Source organism: Roseofilum acuticapitatum BLCC-M154, assembly GCF_030068475.1.
Classification (GTDB): domain Bacteria; phylum Cyanobacteriota; class Cyanobacteriia; order Cyanobacteriales; family Desertifilaceae; genus Roseofilum; species Roseofilum acuticapitatum.
On the sequence record NZ_JAQOSP010000148.1, the window covers coordinates 32,376 to 49,965 of the forward strand.

At 41.3% G+C, this 17,590-nt stretch carries 7 protein-coding genes; 1 reads left to right on the top strand and 6 read right to left on the bottom strand.

Annotated features, from left to right (window positions below):
• Nucleotides 1–104: 104 nt before the first annotated feature.
• A complete protein-coding gene (locus PMG71_RS22950; protein WP_283756063.1) occupies nucleotides 105–1,406 on the top strand; it encodes a phthiocerol/phthiodiolone dimycocerosyl transferase family protein in 1,302 nt (433 codons plus the stop codon).
• A gap of 58 nt (nucleotides 1,407–1,464) precedes the next feature.
• On the opposite strand, the gene PMG71_RS22955 is transcribed toward PMG71_RS22950, so the two are convergent.
• The 6 genes from PMG71_RS22955 to PMG71_RS22980 form a co-directional block, all read right to left on the bottom strand.
• Entirely contained in the window at nucleotides 1,465–1,905 is a 441-nt protein-coding gene (locus PMG71_RS22955; protein WP_283756064.1) for a lipocalin-like domain-containing protein, read from the bottom strand.
• Nucleotides 1,906–1,989: 84 nt separating this feature from the next.
• Nucleotides 1,990–2,493 carry a lipocalin-like domain-containing protein gene (locus PMG71_RS22960; protein ID WP_283756065.1) on the bottom strand — a complete coding sequence of 168 codons (504 nt, stop codon included), beginning with the start codon at nucleotides 2,491–2,493 and terminating at the stop codon, nucleotides 1,990–1,992.
• A 122-nt stretch (nucleotides 2,494–2,615) separates the two neighbouring features.
• Nucleotides 2,616–10,337 (bottom strand): type I polyketide synthase, encoded by a 7,722-nt coding sequence (locus tag PMG71_RS22965; protein ID WP_283756066.1) that lies wholly within the window; start codon nucleotides 10,335–10,337, stop codon nucleotides 2,616–2,618.
• Nucleotides 10,338–10,394: 57 nt separating this feature from the next.
• Complete coding sequence (locus tag PMG71_RS22970; RefSeq protein WP_283756067.1) at nucleotides 10,395–15,533, bottom strand: polyketide synthase; 5,139 nt, start codon at nucleotides 15,531–15,533, stop codon at nucleotides 10,395–10,397.
• A complete protein-coding gene (locus PMG71_RS22975; protein WP_283756068.1) occupies nucleotides 15,521–16,285 on the bottom strand; it encodes an enoyl-CoA hydratase/isomerase in 765 nt (254 codons plus the stop codon). Before PMG71_RS22975 ends, PMG71_RS22970 begins: the two co-directional genes overlap by 13 nt.
• 2 nt (nucleotides 16,286–16,287) lie before the next feature.
• The gene (locus PMG71_RS22980; RefSeq protein ID WP_283756069.1) at nucleotides 16,288–17,547 is read right to left on the bottom strand and encodes a hydroxymethylglutaryl-CoA synthase family protein; all 1,260 of its coding nucleotides are present in this window, start codon (nucleotides 17,545–17,547) and stop codon (nucleotides 16,288–16,290) included.
• Nucleotides 17,548–17,590 lie beyond the last annotated feature (43 nt).

Consider the following 17,590-nt stretch of genomic DNA (forward strand, 5'->3'; position numbering starts at 1 on the left):
AATAGATTGCAACCCCACCAAAGGTATGATAATCTCCTAGAGGTAAACTTTATAATTCACAATGATTTAATGCTTAAGCCGATCTTTTCTGCTAGGAGATATTCATGATTGACAACAGAAAACTCTGTGGAGCTGAACAAGCAATGGAAATATCAAATCGCTTGGCTAGCTCATCCAATATAGTGATGATCGGGCGAATTGTGGGTCCCCTAAATCAAAAAATTGTTGAACAGGCGCTTGCTCTTATCCAAACTCGTCACTCTCGGCTGAATTCTCGGATCGTTGGTGAAGTGAATAATCTCCGTTTTGAAACGGGTGCTAAAAAGATTCCTTTGCGGGTTGTGGAGAGGCAGCACCCTGAACAATGGCAAGAAACCCTTCGGGAAGAACTAAACACCCAAATTGAGAGTAGTGAAGTTCTGATGCGAGCTGTACTTGTGCAAGGGCAGGAGCAAAGTGAAAATAGTACTAGCCATCTGATGATCGCAATAAACCACGCCATTTGTGATGCCCTATCGACTATCCAGTTATATTCAGAAATCTTGACCTACTGCTCAAAAATTGCCTCTGGTGAACCAGTCGAGCCAATGCCCAGCTTACCGCCGCTTCCCCCTATAGATGAGTTATTACCCCCATCAGTAAAAGGCTTCAGGGGTAATATCAATAATCTGTTGTTTCTGCTGGGACTTATTTTCAAAAGTACTTTGCACCGACCAAAAGGCTTGAGTTTTGAGAAGACTGTACCTCTTGATTTACGCCGTACTGGCAATGTTTATCGGCAGTTAGATGCCCAGGTTACTAAGCAGCTAATTCTACGTTGTCGCCAAGAAAAGACAACAGTACATTGTGCTTTATGTGTGGCACTGATGTTTGCCACAGCAAGAAAAATCAAAGCAGGGCAGAAAAAGTCTGTGTCCTGTTGGTCTGCTGTTGATCTGCGCGGACGTTTAAAACCAGCGATCGGCCATGAAAACTTAGGCCAAGTGGCTAGCGCCATAATGTCATTTCACACTCTCGATCCAAATACTTCCTTCTGGGAATTAGCACGGGAGTTGAGACAAGAGTTGAAAGTTGGCATAAAACGCGGCGATATTTTCTCTCAAGCATTGATGATGAAACAGGGGTTCGATTCGGCGCTCAGTCGCCTAGATATGGCTCCTAGTACAGTGAGTATTTCCAATGCTGGTCAAGTAAATATTTCGAGGGTTTTCGGTCAATTTGAACTCTTAGAATTTAGTGGAACTATAGCGAATGCCATATTTGGGGGTGTGTTGTGCGCTGCTGTTACAATTTTTGAGGGAAAAATGTTTTTGAATTTCCCTTTTTCTGAGCCTGCAATCAGCCAGGAGACGATGGAGACTTTAGCAGACAGTGTTCTGTCCTGTCTGGTTGATGGTAGCAGCTGACTCAAGCTGTCTTTAATTCTGGTGAGAAAGACTCAATTGGCTTGCCACCCAGTGAGTCCTAGGAAACGCGTTTCCAAGTAGAGTAAACGGTATACCTTTGATAGAATATATTCAGAGAAAGTTGATCTCCTGAAATCTCAACAGTCCTTGGCAAGTCCATACCAAGTACATCTGGAACTACACTAATTTCAAGATTGTGAAAAACTTGATTATCTTTAACTTCATATTTCCCTACATAACAAACAAACTGTTGCGCTGCCTGAAGATATCGAAAAATTGCTTTGATATACTTCAATATATTTACCTTTGGTTTGAGACCATACCCCATATCCAAGATATTTTCTATAGGTAATCCAAGAGGCAAGCGATTCTTACCCATCAGTCCGAGTGACACATATCCCTCTTTCGTATATGTGATATAGGATACGGCATCTTTCCCATAGGGATAAATAATGTTTTGTTCCTTATCTATCGTTTTCATTTCGATAAGTTTCCACATTCCGACAAGAGATTCTTTGGTGATTATGCTATTTGTCATTTCTGTTCCTTGTGTTCTTTTTGCTCTTTAACTATTGAGAAATCCCTAAACTCCAGAAACACGCTGCCAAGTCGTGTAAACGGTATAGTCCGGCTCTAATACAGTCATGAAAAGTTGATCTCCTGAAATCTCAATAGCTCTTTCAAAGTCTACACCAATCACATCTGGAACTGAGCAAATCTCAAGATTGTGAATAACTTTATTATCTCTGACTTTATATTGACCTGTATAAGAAACAAACTGTTGCACTGCCTGAATATATCGAAAAAGTGCTTTGATATACTTAAATATATTGATCTTGCGCTTTATACCATACCCCATATCCATGATATGTTGTACAGTTAATCCAAGATTCAAGCGATGCTTATTCATCATTGCCACTGACACATACCCTTCCTTCGTATAAATAAGATAGCCGGGGGGATTTTTGCCGTAGGAATAAATGACATTTTGTTCATCATCTACAGTTTTCATATCCATAAGTTTCCATATCCCTACAAGAGATTCTTGAGTAATTATACTATTGATTGTTTTTGTTTCTTGTGTCATTTTTTTCTTGATTGTTGTTTTTTGAGAATATATTTATTCTGGATATCTAATTAAATTCTAACTCGTCTTGTATCAGAAAGCAAGCTACTTCGGAGAAATATAGCTTGTTTTCTGAGTTAGATCTAAGACGGTAGGCTTAAAAAACCACTTTGGTTCAAGTATGAAATCATTTTTTCTAGGTATGCTTTGTCTATAGGGCTAAAGGTAATGTCACTGCCGAGCAACCCATTCTGAGTATTGCGATCGTCAATAGTAAGTCCAGAATATATGCCTGCCTCTTGTTCTGTCATTTTTTCTGTTCCAGACTGCACTCCAAAAACGTAAGAATAGAGCGAATTTTCGGGATGTTCCGATAAGGCTATCTGCCAATCCTGTGGTGAAACTTTTTTCACAGAAGGAACTAAAGAGCAAATCAAATCAAATACATGATTCCAAGATGTGGATTTATGATTGACTAAATTAAAGGTTTTTTCCAAGGATGTTTCTTGCTGAGACAAGTAGACAATTGCTTGAATTGTTTCATTGATAGGAACCCAGTTCTCTAATTCACCTTCTGAAATTGGAACCATGCCCAATTCAATACAACCCATAACATAGCGACAAATTCGATCATCAATCCTACTAGCACCAGTATTAGAATCTGCTGTTATCGTTGCTAAACGATATATGCAAGTCGGAATTCCTCGATCCCTGCCTGCCGCCACTAACTTTTCCGCTACCCATTTACTTTGGAAGTAACCATTAGTCAGGTTATGAGCTTCTTCACCTAATGGTTCGGATTCAAGAATAGCCCTACCTTCATTATTACTTGATGACAACAACGTTACATATGTAGACATAAAATGCAAAGCTTTCAGATGAGTTTGAGTAGCTAATCTTAAGACTTCTTGAGTTCCTAAAACATTAGTAGGTTTGAGTACTGTGTAGGGGTAAAAATGATTAGTCCAAGCTCCACTGTGATAGATAACATCAATCTGACTGGCAAGGAAGTCAAACTCTTCTGTTGATAGTCCAAAAGATTTACTAGATAAATCTCCTACTACCGGGATCACTCTAGAGCCAAACTTTTCTTCATCCCAAAGCCAATAAGACTCCAGTTTATTTTTTAGTTTCTGTTTAGCTAAATCAGGATTATCAGCACGAATTAGGCAGTATATATTGGCAGAGGTTTGTTCCAGTAACTCATCAAGCAAATAAGTGCCAATAAAACCTGTTGCTCCTGTTAAGAAAATATTCTGAGGTTCAACAAGATTCTGCTTAACTGTAGTATTGACAACAATGGTCGGGTCTAAAATTGCTTCGGCTTGAAAATCAATTTCTTCTCCAGACGAGCGATCGCTTTGTTTATCCGAGTCATCTGTTATCGAAAACTCCAGAGGAATTACATCAGGTAAATAATTGACCAACGCCTCAAGAGTAGGATAGTCAAATAACAATGTAGGACTCAAAGTTACCTCTAAACTGGACTCCAACTTGTTTTTCAGTTCCACTGTCATCAGAGAATCTAATCCTAAGTCAAGAAAAGGTTGGCGCATTCCTATTTGTTGCGGATCTGTCCAGCCTAATGTTTTGGCGATTAAAGAACGAACCTGATTGGTTAATAACTCCTGACGTTCGGCAATCGGTGCTGCTTCCAATTGCTCTCTAAATGCCGACTTTTGGCTTAATGATGTCTCAGTGGAAATCAAATCCTCGATAAATGTTGTCTTTTGATCCCGTGGTAGTTCTTTGACAAATTTAGACCAATTAATGGGCAAGACTGCTACTTGGGAGAGAGAGTCTGATAAACATGACTCCAATGCCTGCATTCCCCTTTCTGTTTCTATGAGAGTCACCCCACTACTCTCCAGCCGCTTTTGATTAGCAATATCTAAACGGGCTGTCATTCCTACTGATGCCCAACCTCCCCAGTTGATACTCAATCCTGGTAATCCCAGCCCCCGACGATAGTGAACTAGTGCATCCATAAAAGCATTGGCTGCGGCATAATTTCCTTGACCAGGCGCTCCCAAAACAGTAGCGATGGAGGAAAAACAAACAAAGAAATCCAAGGGCAAATCTTGGGTGAGTTGATGCAAATGCCAAGTTCCTTGCACCTTGGGTGCCATCACTTTAGTAAACCGAGGCCAAGTCAGGTTTTGAACTAATCCGTCATCTAACACCCCTGCTGCATGAATCACTCCTTTAAGTGGGGGTAATGATGTTGAGATTGTCTCTAAAGTTTTGGCGACATCCTCTTGACGGGAAATATCTCCTAATAAGACACTCACAGAGGCTCCCGCTTTTTCTAAATTCCCGATCGCCTGTTGTGCGTTTTCACTAGGAGCGCTACGCCCGCTCAAGGCTAGATGCTTGGCTCCTTGTTGTACCATCCATTGGGCTACTTCCAATCCTAATGCCCCTAATCCGCCTGTGATCAGATAACTTCCTTCTGGTTGGATAGGCTTGGGATTAAGAGAAACTCGTGGCATTTCTATCACTACCTTGCCTATATTTTTAGCTTGCTGCATATACCGGAAGGCTTCTGTGATTTGTGTACTCGGAAATACTTTGTGAGGTAAGGCAACCAGTTCTCCTTGGTTCCATCTGTGGGCTAATCCCTCTGACACCTGAGCCATTGCCTCTGGTTCTTGTTGCGTTACTATTCCTAAATCAAAAGGGAAATAGCTGACATCTGGTCGTTTTTCTTGGACTTGCTGTGGCTCCCAAATCCCAATTTTGCCAATTTCCACAAATCTCCCTTGAGGGGCTAATATTTCCAAATTCTTGGGAATATACTCTCCGTTGAGGCTGTTGAGGACTACATCTACTCCCTCTCCTGCCGTAAGCTCCATGATTTGGTCAGCAAAATCTAGGGTGCGGGAATTCATAATATGTTTGATACCCAGGGACTTGAGGAATTCCCATTTAGAAGGACTAGCAGTAGCGAATACTTCTGCTCCCGCCAGTTGAGCTATTTGTACTGCGGCTTGCCCTACTCCTCCTGCTGCGGCATGAATTAATACTCTCTCTCCCGGTTGAATTTTTGCCAACTGCTGCAACCCGTAATAAGCCGTCGAAAATGTCAGAGGTAGGGTTGCTGCTTCGCTGAAACTCATGTGTTTAGGCTTGGCGGTGAGATACTCAGCCTCAGCGGGGATAGTGATGAAGCTGCTGAAGCCGTCATGGAGCATATTTACTATTACTTCGTCCCCTACTTGCCACCGTGAGACTTCTGCTCCAACAGCAGAAATTGTACCCGTACATTCCAACCCAAAGGTGAGTTGTTTGGCACTGGTAACGCCTAGATATTCAGCATAGTAGTCTTGGAGTAATCCTAATGCATTGAGTACATCTCGGAAGTTTAGCCCCACTGCCGCTACCTCAATTTCTACTTCGTTAGCTTCAGGAAGACGGCGCTGCATTGGCTGCCAACTGAGGTTGTCTATCACTCCGTATTCTGACAGTTTTAATTGCACCGGTTGCCCTGCTGAACTCATTGAGGGTTGCTGTGGTTTTTGTACCAGTCTGGCAACATAACGATTTCCCTGACGTATTGCTATTTTGTCTTCTGCATCTTCTGATAAGAGTTCAGCGACTAGGGAATCTAGGTTTTGATAGATAGTTGTTTCTGGGTCAAAGTCAAAGCGTTTACACCTTAACTCTGGGTGTTCTAGGGTAATTATTCCTCCCAGTCCCCATAAGCTTCCATATTCAGGGTTAATTACTTCCGAGTCTTTGTTAACGCTCTGAGTTCCTTGAGTTACTAACCAGAGCTGCGGTATTTTGTCAAGTTTACTGTTGAGGATTGCGTGTACCAAATGCAGCACTGTCCCACAAAGATTTTCTTGAATTTTCTCTAACTCTAAGTTGTCTTTGTTTGCTGATTTTTGCACTCCCCACAAATGGACAACTCCTGTAATCCCTGGATTTTCTTCTAGCAGTTGTTGCAATTGTTCCTCGCTGGTGGGATTGATTTGATAGTGTTGTGGACTGAGTTGCTGATAGCTCTGTCCTGGTGATACTCCAATGCACTCGTAACCTTTGTTCTGTAAGGCTTCTAATAGTTGAGTTTCTTCTGCCAAGACTAACCATTTACTGCTTGCTGTTGATGGGTTTGTTGATGGTAGATCTTGGGCTTGCCAGTTGATTTGATAATACCAATGACTGATATCTGGTTCCAGGCTTTTCAGTAGGGCATCGGCTGTTGTGGCTACTCCCCTTAATCCCTGTAGCTCACCGACGATAGTTCCCTCGTTATCTACCAGGAAAATGTCTGCTATCAAGCTATTTTCCGGTACTTCTACTATCATCCATACCTGGCTGATTGTCTGACGATACAGTTTCAATTTCTCTATCCCTACTGGGAGATAGGTTATGTCTGCTGTGTCTGTTTCGCCCATGCCATGACCTGTGATTTGTAGGGCTACATCTAATAAAGCTGGATGTATCTGATAGTCTGTTGCTTGTTCTATTAATTCCTCCGGTAAGGCTACCTTCGCTAGGACTTTGCCTTGACCTTTCCACAACTGTTTAAGTCCTCGGAAACTACTTCCGTAGTCTATACCAATTGACTTATACTTTTGATAATGCTGTGTGATTTCTATTGCTTGAGAACAGTCTTTTTTGTATTGTTCTAGGTCGATTGTGGCTGGGCTTTTGACTATTGGCTCTGAATAGATTTTTCCTTCACTGTGCAATTTCCATGGTAGTGCCTGTTGACTTTCGGCTTCTGATTTGCTAAAGATTTCAAACTTGTAACTATTATTTTCTAAGCCATTGACTACTGTTTGTACTTTCTTGATTTCAGTTTCTGGTAGGATTAACCCTTGCGCTATCACCACATCAGACACTACTACTTGCTCTTGGGAGCTAAAGAGATTTTGTCCCACTGCTAGTGCCATTGCTAAGTAGCCTGTAGCTGGAAATAGCACCTGCTCAAATACTTGGTGGTGCTTCAGATAATCTGGAGATTGAGCTTTTAGGTACGATTGAAAATGATGTTGATGCTCTAGACTAGCGAGTTCTAGTTTTTCTCCTAGTAACGGATGCAAATATTTTGTTGTTGATAAATACGGTTTTTGTTGGTAGCCATTGCTAGTTTCTATCCAATATTTTTGTCTTTGGAATGGATAGGTCGGCAATACGACTTTCCCTCGGTTATAGTTTTCATCAAATCCTAACCAATCTACTTTGGCTCCCTGTATATATAACTGTCCTAAACTTGAAAGCATTTGTTGCCATTCATCCATTCCTGGACGCAACGATGGCAACCACACACCTACCTCTGCTGGTAAACATTGCCTTCCCATTCCCAACAAAATGGGTTTGGGCCCAATTTCGAGGAAAGTTTCACAACCTTGCTGGTTTAACGCCTTCATTCCTTGGGCAAATTTTACCGGTTGGCGTACATGACTTACCCAATATTGTGCGGTAGCTATGCTGTTGTCTGCTTTGGTTCCTGTGAGGTTGGATATGACGGGTATCCTTGGTTGATGGTAGGTAATTTGATTCGCCACAGCTTCAAATTCTGCTAACATGGGTTCCATCAATGATGAATGGAAGGCATGGGATACCTGGAGTTGTGTGGTTTTGATTCCGGCTGATTCGAGGTTAGTGGCGATCGCGCCCAATGCTTCTGACTCACCAGAAATTACAATACTTTGGGGGCCATTAATGGCTGCTATAGCCACTTTTTCTCCCAGGGACATCGCCTTCAATGTCTCCAGGACTTTCGACTCTGAAGCCATCACTGAAACCATCCCACCACCAGCCGGTAATTTCTGCATTAACCTTCCCCTAGCGGCAATGAGTTTCAAACCATCTCCTAAACTGAATACTCCTGCTACAGTTGCTGCCACATATTCACCTACACTATGACCCATGACTACATCGGGTTTAATTCCCCAGGATTGCCAGAGTTTAAATAAGGCATATTCTATAGCAAATAGTACCGGTTGCGTATAAGCGGTTTGGTCTAGCAGAGATGAATTGGACTCATCTGTGTTTGATGGATAGAGAATGTCTCGTAATGAAGTTTCCTGAAAAATTTCAACACTACTCAGAATTTCTTCACATTGGTGAATCGCTTCACGAAAAATGGGTGATTGTTCATACAACTGCCTTCCCATGTTCACATACTGTGAACCTTGTCCTGTAAAGAGGAAAGCGATTTTAAGTCCTGTGGTATTGTTTAGCAGTTCTCCTGAGTAGATTCCGGGGACTTCTTCTCCTTCTTGGTACTCTCGGAGTTTTTCAACTAATTCTTGTTGATTGGAGGTGACAACTGCTAGTCTGTAGTGGAACTGAGCGCGTCCTGTATTAACTGTATGGCAGATATCAGCTATCCCTAATTCGGGATGAGTTTTTAGATAATTTTGATAACTATTGACTAACTCAGCAAGAGCAGCTTCAGTTTTAGTTGAGAGAGTGAATAGATGAACTGAACGTTCTAGAACATCTTGACTTTCGACTTTTACTGGTGCTTCTTCTAAGATTGCATGAGCATTAGTTCCACTAAAACCAAAGGAACTCACTCCCGCAATGCGACTTTTTCCATGGGTTTGCCAAGGGGTAAGTTGAGTTGAGACTTGTAGAGGGTGTTGAGACCAATTAATATAAGGGTTAGGCTCATTAAAATGCAGTGATGGTGCTATTTGTTGATGTTGCAGTTGCAGGACTAATTTCATCAAACCTGCCACTCCTGCTGCTCCTTCAGTATGACCAATATTCGTCTTAGCTGAACCCATGATTAAAGGTTGCTCTTGAGAATGATTCTTGCCAAATACTGTTCCTAGGGCTTCGACTTCTTGAGGGTCTCCCAAGGAAGTTCCTGTACCATGAGCTTCAATATAACTAACATCTGCTGGGTCTACTCCGCCATTGGCCAAAGCTCGACGGATAACAGCGACTTGAGAGGGCCCATTAGGTACTGTCAAGCCACTACTTGGCCCATCTTGATTAATAGCAGTTCCACGAATTACTGCCAAAATATTATCCCGATTAGCAACTGCATCACTGAGGCGCTTCAATACAACGATCCCACATCCGTCTGCACGCACATAACCATTGGCTGAAGCATCAAATGTCTTGCACCGACCATCCTCCGATAACATACGACCCTGAGACAGGGCAATGGTAAGCTCTGGAGATAGCAATAGATTCACTCCTCCTGCTAGAGCTAGATTACACTCTTGATTCCTTAAACTCGAACAGGCTAAATGAATACTTACTAATGAAGAGGAGCAGGCTGTGTCTACTACTAAATTAGGCCCAACTAGCCCCAGAATATAGGAAATTCGCCCAGATGCTGTGCTGTGGGCATTTCCTGTACTCATATAAGCATCAATGTGTTCTGGGCCTTGACTGAAGATACGGGAAGTATAATCATTAGCACAAATACCAATAAATACACCAGTTTGACTCCCTTTAAGTTGTTGCGGATTCTTTCCTGAATGCTCTAGGGCTTCCCAAGTGACTTCTAAGAGTAATCTATGTTGAGGGTCTAGATGGGTAGTTTCTTTAGGGGAAATACCAAAAAAATTGGCATCAAACTCCTGCACTTGGTCAATAAACCCTCCATAGCGACTGTACATTTTGCCAGGAGTGTCTGGATTTGGGTCGTAATAATCATCAAGATTCCATCGGTCTTTGGGTACTTCCGCGATCGCATCTACTCCATTTTGTAAAATATCCCAGAAAGCTTCTGGCGTAGATGCACCACCAGGGAAACGACAACCCATACCAATAATAGCTATTGGCTCTGTAGCTGCTGCTTGAAGTTTTTGTATTTTGGCAGTTGCTTGTTTGAGTTTTAGTAGCAGACGTTGCTCATTTGAAAGTTGTTGGGATAAGTCACGTTCCATCTTGATTTCTCCTATACTGTCGATTACAAAGTAAGTGATTTTATATTATTTACTAGCTCACTGTAGAAGTCGATCGAGTTCATCGATCGCTTCATCAACTGCTAGATCTATTTCATCTTCAGAAAGCTGATGAACTTCAGAAAATAGACGTTCTGAAACCTCTAGTTCCAACGAATCTTTCTCTAATATTGCCTCTGGTGTTTCAGAGTTCGACTCTGTATCATCAGATAACAGAAGAACTGTTTCTTCTAAGTAATCAGTTAGAGACTGAATATTAGGATAGTCAAAAGCGAGAGAAGAGGGCAGTAAACAATCTAAATCCGTCTGCAACTTATTCCTCAACTCAACAGAAGTCAAAGAATCCATACCGAGGTCAAAAAATCCGGTCTCTAACGAAATAGATTCGGGATCGTTAATTCCTAAGAGTAGAGCCAAGTGACGGCGGACATGAGCGACTAACAACAAGCGACGTTCATCAGGTGTTGCTGCCTTCAACTTTAATACAAATTCTGACTTAGATGTTTCAGAAGTTGTTTGGATTGTTTCCTGCCAAGCTGACCAGTCAATCGGTCTCACCCCTACTTCTAATCCTTCAACTGTGGCAATGATTTCTCCTTCTGGACTCACTAGCTTCACTTGAGCCGTTAAACTTCTTTGACTTTCCACAGACCTGGACACCGATGCGTAGGCCCATAGGGAAAGCCCTGGACTACGATATACTCTGAACTGCTCTACCCCTACTGTTAGATAAGTTTGATCGCTCTCTACTTCTGGCAGTGCATGATAAATCACCTGCAAGGCTGCATCTAATAATGCAGGATGGAACTGATAATCGATTGTTTGTGCTATCAATTCTTCAGGTAACTTAATCTGAGCCAATGCTTGGTTTTCACCAGACCATAACTCATAGATTCCTTGGAAACTGCTACCATAATCAAGCCCTAATTGCCGATATTGTTGATAATGTTGTTTGACTTCTATGGGTTGACTACACTCTGCTTTATATTTTTCTAGGTCTACTTGGATTCGAGTTGCATCGGTTTGGGCAGTTCGGATTTTTCCTATGGCATGGAGTATCCACTTGGGTTCCTCTTGGTGCTGTTGTTCCTGTTGAGAAAAGATTTGGAATTGGTAGCTTTGGTTGTCTGATGGAGCGATTATGGTTTGGGCTGATATCAATTCCCCAACTGGCAATCTTAATCCCTGCTGAATGATGAGGTCTTCTACCACCAGATTAGGAGTCTTCAATTTGTAATTTCCAGCAGCTTGAGCCATTTCTAAGTAAGCTGTTGTCGGCAACATTGCTCGATCAAAGACTCGGTAGTGATTAAGGTAAGCTGGAGAGTTTTCCCCTAGTAATGATTCAAAAATTTCTTGCTTACCCGCACAATTGAGTTTTTGACCTAATAGGGGATGGATATTTGGGCTGGTTGACAAATACTGTTTTTTCAGGGAATTCTTGTTGCTCTCTACCCAATATCTTTCTCGTTGGAATGGATAGGTTGGCAATACGACCTTCTGACGATAATATTTTTGGTCAAACCCCAACCCATCTATTTTGACTCCTTGTACATATAACTGTCCTAAACTTGAAAGCATCTGTTGCCATTCTTCTACTCCTGGACGCAACGATGGCAACCACACACCTACCTCTTCTGGTAAACATTGCCTTCCCATTCCCAACAAAATTGGTTTGGGCCCAATTTCTAGGAATAATTTATATCCTTGCTCATGCAAAGTTTCCATGCTTTGAGCAAACTTCACGGGTTGGCGCACATGACTCACCCAATATTCTGCTGTGGCTATGCTATTATCTGCCTTGGTTCCTGTAAGGTTGGATATAATTGGTATCCTGGGTTGATGGTAGGTAATTTGATTGGCTACAGCTTCAAACCCTGCCAACATGGGTTCCATCAATTGTGAATGGAAAGCATGGGATACTTCTAGTTGTTTACTCTTGACTCCTTCTGATTCAAAGTGACTACAAATCTTTGCTATGGCTCCACTCTCACCAGAAATTACTATACTTTCTGGCCCGTTAACTGCTGCTATGGTGACTTGGGAACTATATTCTCTTATGGCTTCTGTTACCTGAGATTCTGATGCCATTATAGATACCATCTTACCGCCAGAGGGTAGCTTTTGCATCAATTTTCCCCGCATAGCTATTAGTTTGAGGCCATCTTCTAAGCTAAATACTCCTGCTACGGTTGCCGCTACATATTCACCTACACTATGACCCATCACTACATCGGGTTTGATTCCCCAAGATTCCCATAATTTGAAGAGAGCGTATTCTATGGCAAATAGGGCGGGTTGGGTATAAGCAGTTTGGTTTAATACATCAGAAGTTGACTTTTGTGTATCTAATGGGTCAATGATTTCTAATAGAGGTACATCCAAATAGGGTTTTAGGATTTGGTTACATTTCTCTAAAGTTTGACGGAAAACCGGTGCTTGTTCATAAAGTTTCCTTCCCATATTCGCATACTGGGAACCTTGACCTGTGAAGAGGAACGCTATCTTCGGACTTTTCCTATTTTGTTGTCCTGAAAATACTCCTACTGGTTGTTCCTGAGTTTTCCAGGCAAGCAGTTTTTCACTTAATTCTTTGGGATCGGATGCGATCGCCCCTAGTCGGTGATTAAAATGCGTTCTGCCAGTAGAAGCAGTATAACATATATCTGCCAATTCTAAGTGAGGATGAGTTTCTAAATAATTTTGATAACGACTGACTAACTCTTCTAAAGCCTTTTCTGTTTTCGCTGAGAGAGTGAATAGATGAATTGGACGTTCAACAACATTCTGACTTTTAACTTCAGAGGGTGCTTCTTCTATAACCAAATGAGCATTCGTACCACTAAAACCCAAAGAACTAACAGCAGCTCGCCTGGGTTTACCTGCTAATACTTCCCAATCTTTGAATTCTGTATTGACATAAAAAGGGCTATTTTCAAAGTCAATATGGGGGTTGGGTTGATTAAAATGTAATGATGGAACTAATTTTTGGTTTTTGAGGCACAAAGCTGTCTTGATCAAACCAGAAACCCCAGCAGCCATTGCTCCATGACCAATATTAGTCTTTACTGAGCCGATCGCACAAAACCGTTTCTTCTTCGTCCATTTAGAAAACGATTCTGTTAAAGCTTCTACTTCTATGGGGTCTCCCAGAGGTGTTGCTGTACCGTGAGCTTCTACATAACTAATCGTTTCTGGGTTAATGCCAAACTTCTTATAAACTGCTTCTTCTAAACTAGCTTGAGATTGACTACTAGGGGCACTAATGCCGTTAGTATTACCATCATAATTGACTCCTGTTCCCTTAATCACTCCATAAATATGATCCTTGTCTTGAATGGCTTGACTATACCTTTTTAATAAGACAACACCGCAACCTTCACTCCAAGTTATACCCGATGCTTCAGCATCAAAAGTTTTACAGCGTCCTTCAGGAGATATCATTTGAAACTTACTTGACGTTATTTGTAAGTCTGCTGTTGACAAAATGTTAATGCCTCCAGCGATCGCTATTTCGCTCTCCCCTCTTTGTATACTTTCACACGCTTGATGAACAGCCACCAACGACGATGAGCAAGACGTATCAATAGCGGCTACCGGCCCCTTCAAATCAAGGAAATAGGCAATTCTTGCCGGGACAATAGACAAGATGTTTCCTGTCAGTACAAACCGATGAGTATTTAGTCCGGAATTTGACAATAAATTAATATAATCGCCTGTTGAGGCTCCCACAAATACTCCACACTGTTTACCTCTGAGAGAGTCACTCGCATATCCAGCATCCTCTATCGCGTGGTAAGCCTCTTCTAAAAAGATTCTTTGTTGAGGCTCCACAAACCGGGCTTCTTCCGGAGAAATCTTAAAGAATAAAGGGTCAAATTTATCAATTTCATCTAAAAAACCGGCACATTTTGAATAAGACGTACCTGGATGTTCTGGATCTGGGTGATACCAATTTTTTTCTTCCCATCTTCCAGGAGGAGGTTCGCTTACACTGTCCACTCCATTCTTCAAATTTTCCCAAAATTCTTGCCAGTTATTTGCTCCTGGATATCGACATGACATGCCAATGATTGCTATATCTGTACTTGCTATATCACTGACACCCTCTTGACCAGGGTTCAGTATTTCTGGTTCTACTGCTTCTAATAATAACTTTTCTGCTGTTTCTAAAGAGATTTCTCCTGAACTCATTAAAGATAAAATTTCTTCTGAGCTATCTAGGTTAATCGACTCGCTTTGTAGATTATCTGTGCTTTCTTCTTCTTGATTTCCTAACAATAGCTGTTCCGCATCTTCCAAGGAAAGTTGACCCGATTGCAATTCAAGTAATATTTTCTCTTGGTTACTTATAGGCTCTTGACTTGAATTTTGAAGTTTACTGCTGACCCCTTTCATCTCGTCAAAACTTTGATCGATTTTACTGACCACCTCTGATTGACCAAAAGTTATGTCATGCATCGCCACCTCTTTCTCTACGAATTCCGGCAGCTCTTTATTAATTCTTGCTTGTAAGTGTTTCTTTAATGTGATTAAAGATAGTCTCGGTTTCTCCGACAGTTCATAGGCTAAATCTTTAGCAACTTTTAGCACATCCTTTCGCGGAACAACTGGAAAAGAAACCCCCCGTTCTGCTAACTCTTTTCCTCGATAATTTCGGGCAGTGTACATCATTTCTAGCCCTAATGCACCTAATTTCTCTGGAGCAATGAAGGTACATCCCATACCAGGAGTAAAACCATACTTCATGAAATTAGCGGTGTAAATACTTTCTTGACTGAGTACAACCAAATCGGCATACAATCCAAGAACTAAACCTCCACCAATAGCATGACCTTGCATTGCTGCAATTACCGGTATTGGACAATCTAGCGCTATTCTAAAAAAATCGGCATCACTACATTTAATTTCTCCCTTGCTAATACTAATTAGTATTTCTTGTGTTCCTCCGGAACTAAAATAATTTCCAGAACCGGTCAATATCACGACTTTGTAACTTTTGTTTTCAGCAACTGCCTCGAAACATCTGTATAATCCCTCGATTATTTCCAGAGAAAAGATATTGGATTTCTCTTCATCTCTCATCGTAATTTGCACAACACCATTACCCAACTCCACTAGTTGGACTACATCAGAGTTGCCCTTTGCCACGTCCAAATTAAGATTTAGGTTTGCCATGGAAATAATCCCTCTTGTTGAAAACGTTTAATTTTTTCTTGAACCGTAGGTTCTGTTATTAGTCTAAAAATCTCATTTACAGCTAAATCTTGAGTTTCTGCTTGAACAATCCATAACTGACTAATATAGTTTTTTAGCTCTTTCACCCCTGATGAAGGTAAATACTTTAAACGTCGAATATATTTACTAATTAACTGATTCGTACTACTGCCATATTCATCAATTAATCCCCACTTTTCAGCTTCTGATGCTGAGATGGTTTGGGTTGTTAGTGCTAAACGGTAGGCTTTTTGAAACCCCACTCGACGAATCAAAAAAGGCAATACACAAGCGGGTAATAACCCAAACAATAATTCTGATAAAACAAAAGTTGCCGTTTCATCAGCAATAACTAAATCACTTGCTGCGACTAAACCCACCCCTCCTGCCTGGACTTTACCACGCACAACTGACAAAATTACTTTGCTACTTTGAGACATTTGTTTCAAAATATCGTAGTAAGCGTTATAACGTCCTTTTGGATCAAGTTCTTGTGCTGTTGCCACTTCTCCAAAATCCATGCCTGTACAAAAAACATCAGGGAGTCCTTCCAGTATGATGACTTTGACAACTTCCTCGGCTTCAGCAGCTTGCAAAGCTGACAACAATTCTATCGTTAACTGACTATTAATGCTATTGTTAGCTTCAGGTCGATATAGTTGAATCCTTTGTACAACGCCTTGATCGCTGATTTTTAGGGTTTGATAATCCATAGCTATACCCATTCATATTCTCGGTGAAAGTCTTTGATTTGTTTCAGCACTAAGCGACCTTTGCCTGCAATTTGTTTCCATACACCAGGAAAGAGTTGGTAATCTAAAGTCACATTTCTCGTGCCAAAGGCCACTGTCGAACTATAATTCAGTAACTGCTCATATTCTTCCATGCTTAAAGAATAGCGAGTTGCTAACTGTGATGAAATGTTTTGTTGAGCTTGAATTTCCTTTGCTTGTGGGGCAACAACTCCACTATAAAATTCTGAACAACAACCAGAACCATAAGAGAATATGCCTATCCGTCGAGGTCTGCTAAAATCTGCATTGTCTATCATACTAGCTAAAGACAAAAATACCGTTGCTCCCATTATATTCCCTACTTGTTGGCAATAGATTAATCCTGGCATTACCCGTTTCTGAAAGTCTTCTTCAATTTCCACAGGTTTGGCTCTTTTCAACTTACGCATCATACTTCTGTGAGCGCCTTTTACCATCCCTCCAAAGGGAGTATGAAAGTTCAAATAATCAAAAGTTTTTTGGTAATCTACTCCTTCTACTCGTTCTTGATACTCCTGATAAGCCTTTTCACAACAATCCAAGTAGGATAGCAAGGATAAGTCTGCATCTCCTGCTTCTGAGTCTGGGTTAGGTCTACAAGTATCCATTACTTCATAGCCATAGTAACCATTACATCCTACATCAGCTTGGAAAATTTTAGGAACTTCACTGACTAACATAGCGACTGCTCCAGCACCACTACTTGATTCGGCAAAGTACCAATCTTGGTTAATAGCTTCTCCTCCCTCTGTGACAATAAACCGGGATATATCAGTCCCTATAACCAAAGCTTTAGCCCCTGGAGAAGTTTGGGACAAAACCAAATTGAATGCCATTTGTAAACCTGCTGTAGCTGCGTAGCAAGCTTGCTTAATCTCAAACATTCGGCAGTTACGACTTAGCCCCAAATAATCTTGAACATAAGTGCTGATAGATTTGCCAAAATCGATGCCAGACTCAGTACAAGCGATCACCATCTTGATTTGTTGCTTTTCCAGATCGCTGAGGCTATCAATAATCGGTTTGGCTGCATTAATCGCATAAGAAACTGGGTCTTCAAAAGGCATCGCAACTGCCTTCTCTTTCATCATTAGATTATCGAAGCGAGTCATGTCTAACTGACGTGCTTCCCCCAACATTCGCACATCGATTTTAGCTGAACCTCCATATACGTTTAGGGCTTCAATTCCCACTTTTGGCATGATTTTACTCCTGATTTATTATAGATTCATCAAATCTTTCTGA

Coding starts and splice junctions, on each gene's coding strand:
- PMG71_RS22955 (WP_283756064.1), bottom strand. CDS start 1,905: ATGTGGAAACTTATCGAAATGAAAACGATAGATAAGGAACAAAACATT.
- PMG71_RS22970 (WP_283756067.1), bottom strand. CDS start 15,533: ATGGCAAACCTAAATCTTAATTTGGACGTGGCAAAGGGCAACTCTGAT.
- PMG71_RS22980 (WP_283756069.1), bottom strand. CDS start 17,547: ATGCCAAAAGTGGGAATTGAAGCCCTAAACGTATATGGAGGTTCAGCT.
- PMG71_RS22960 (WP_283756065.1), bottom strand. CDS start 2,493: ATGACACAAGAAACAAAAACAATCAATAGTATAATTACTCAAGAATCT.
- PMG71_RS22965 (WP_283756066.1), bottom strand. CDS start 10,337: ATGGAACGTGACTTATCCCAACAACTTTCAAATGAGCAACGTCTGCTA.
- PMG71_RS22975 (WP_283756068.1), bottom strand. CDS start 16,285: ATGGATTATCAAACCCTAAAAATCAGCGATCAAGGCGTTGTACAAAGG.
- PMG71_RS22950 (WP_283756063.1), top strand. CDS start 105: ATGATTGACAACAGAAAACTCTGTGGAGCTGAACAAGCAATGGAAATA.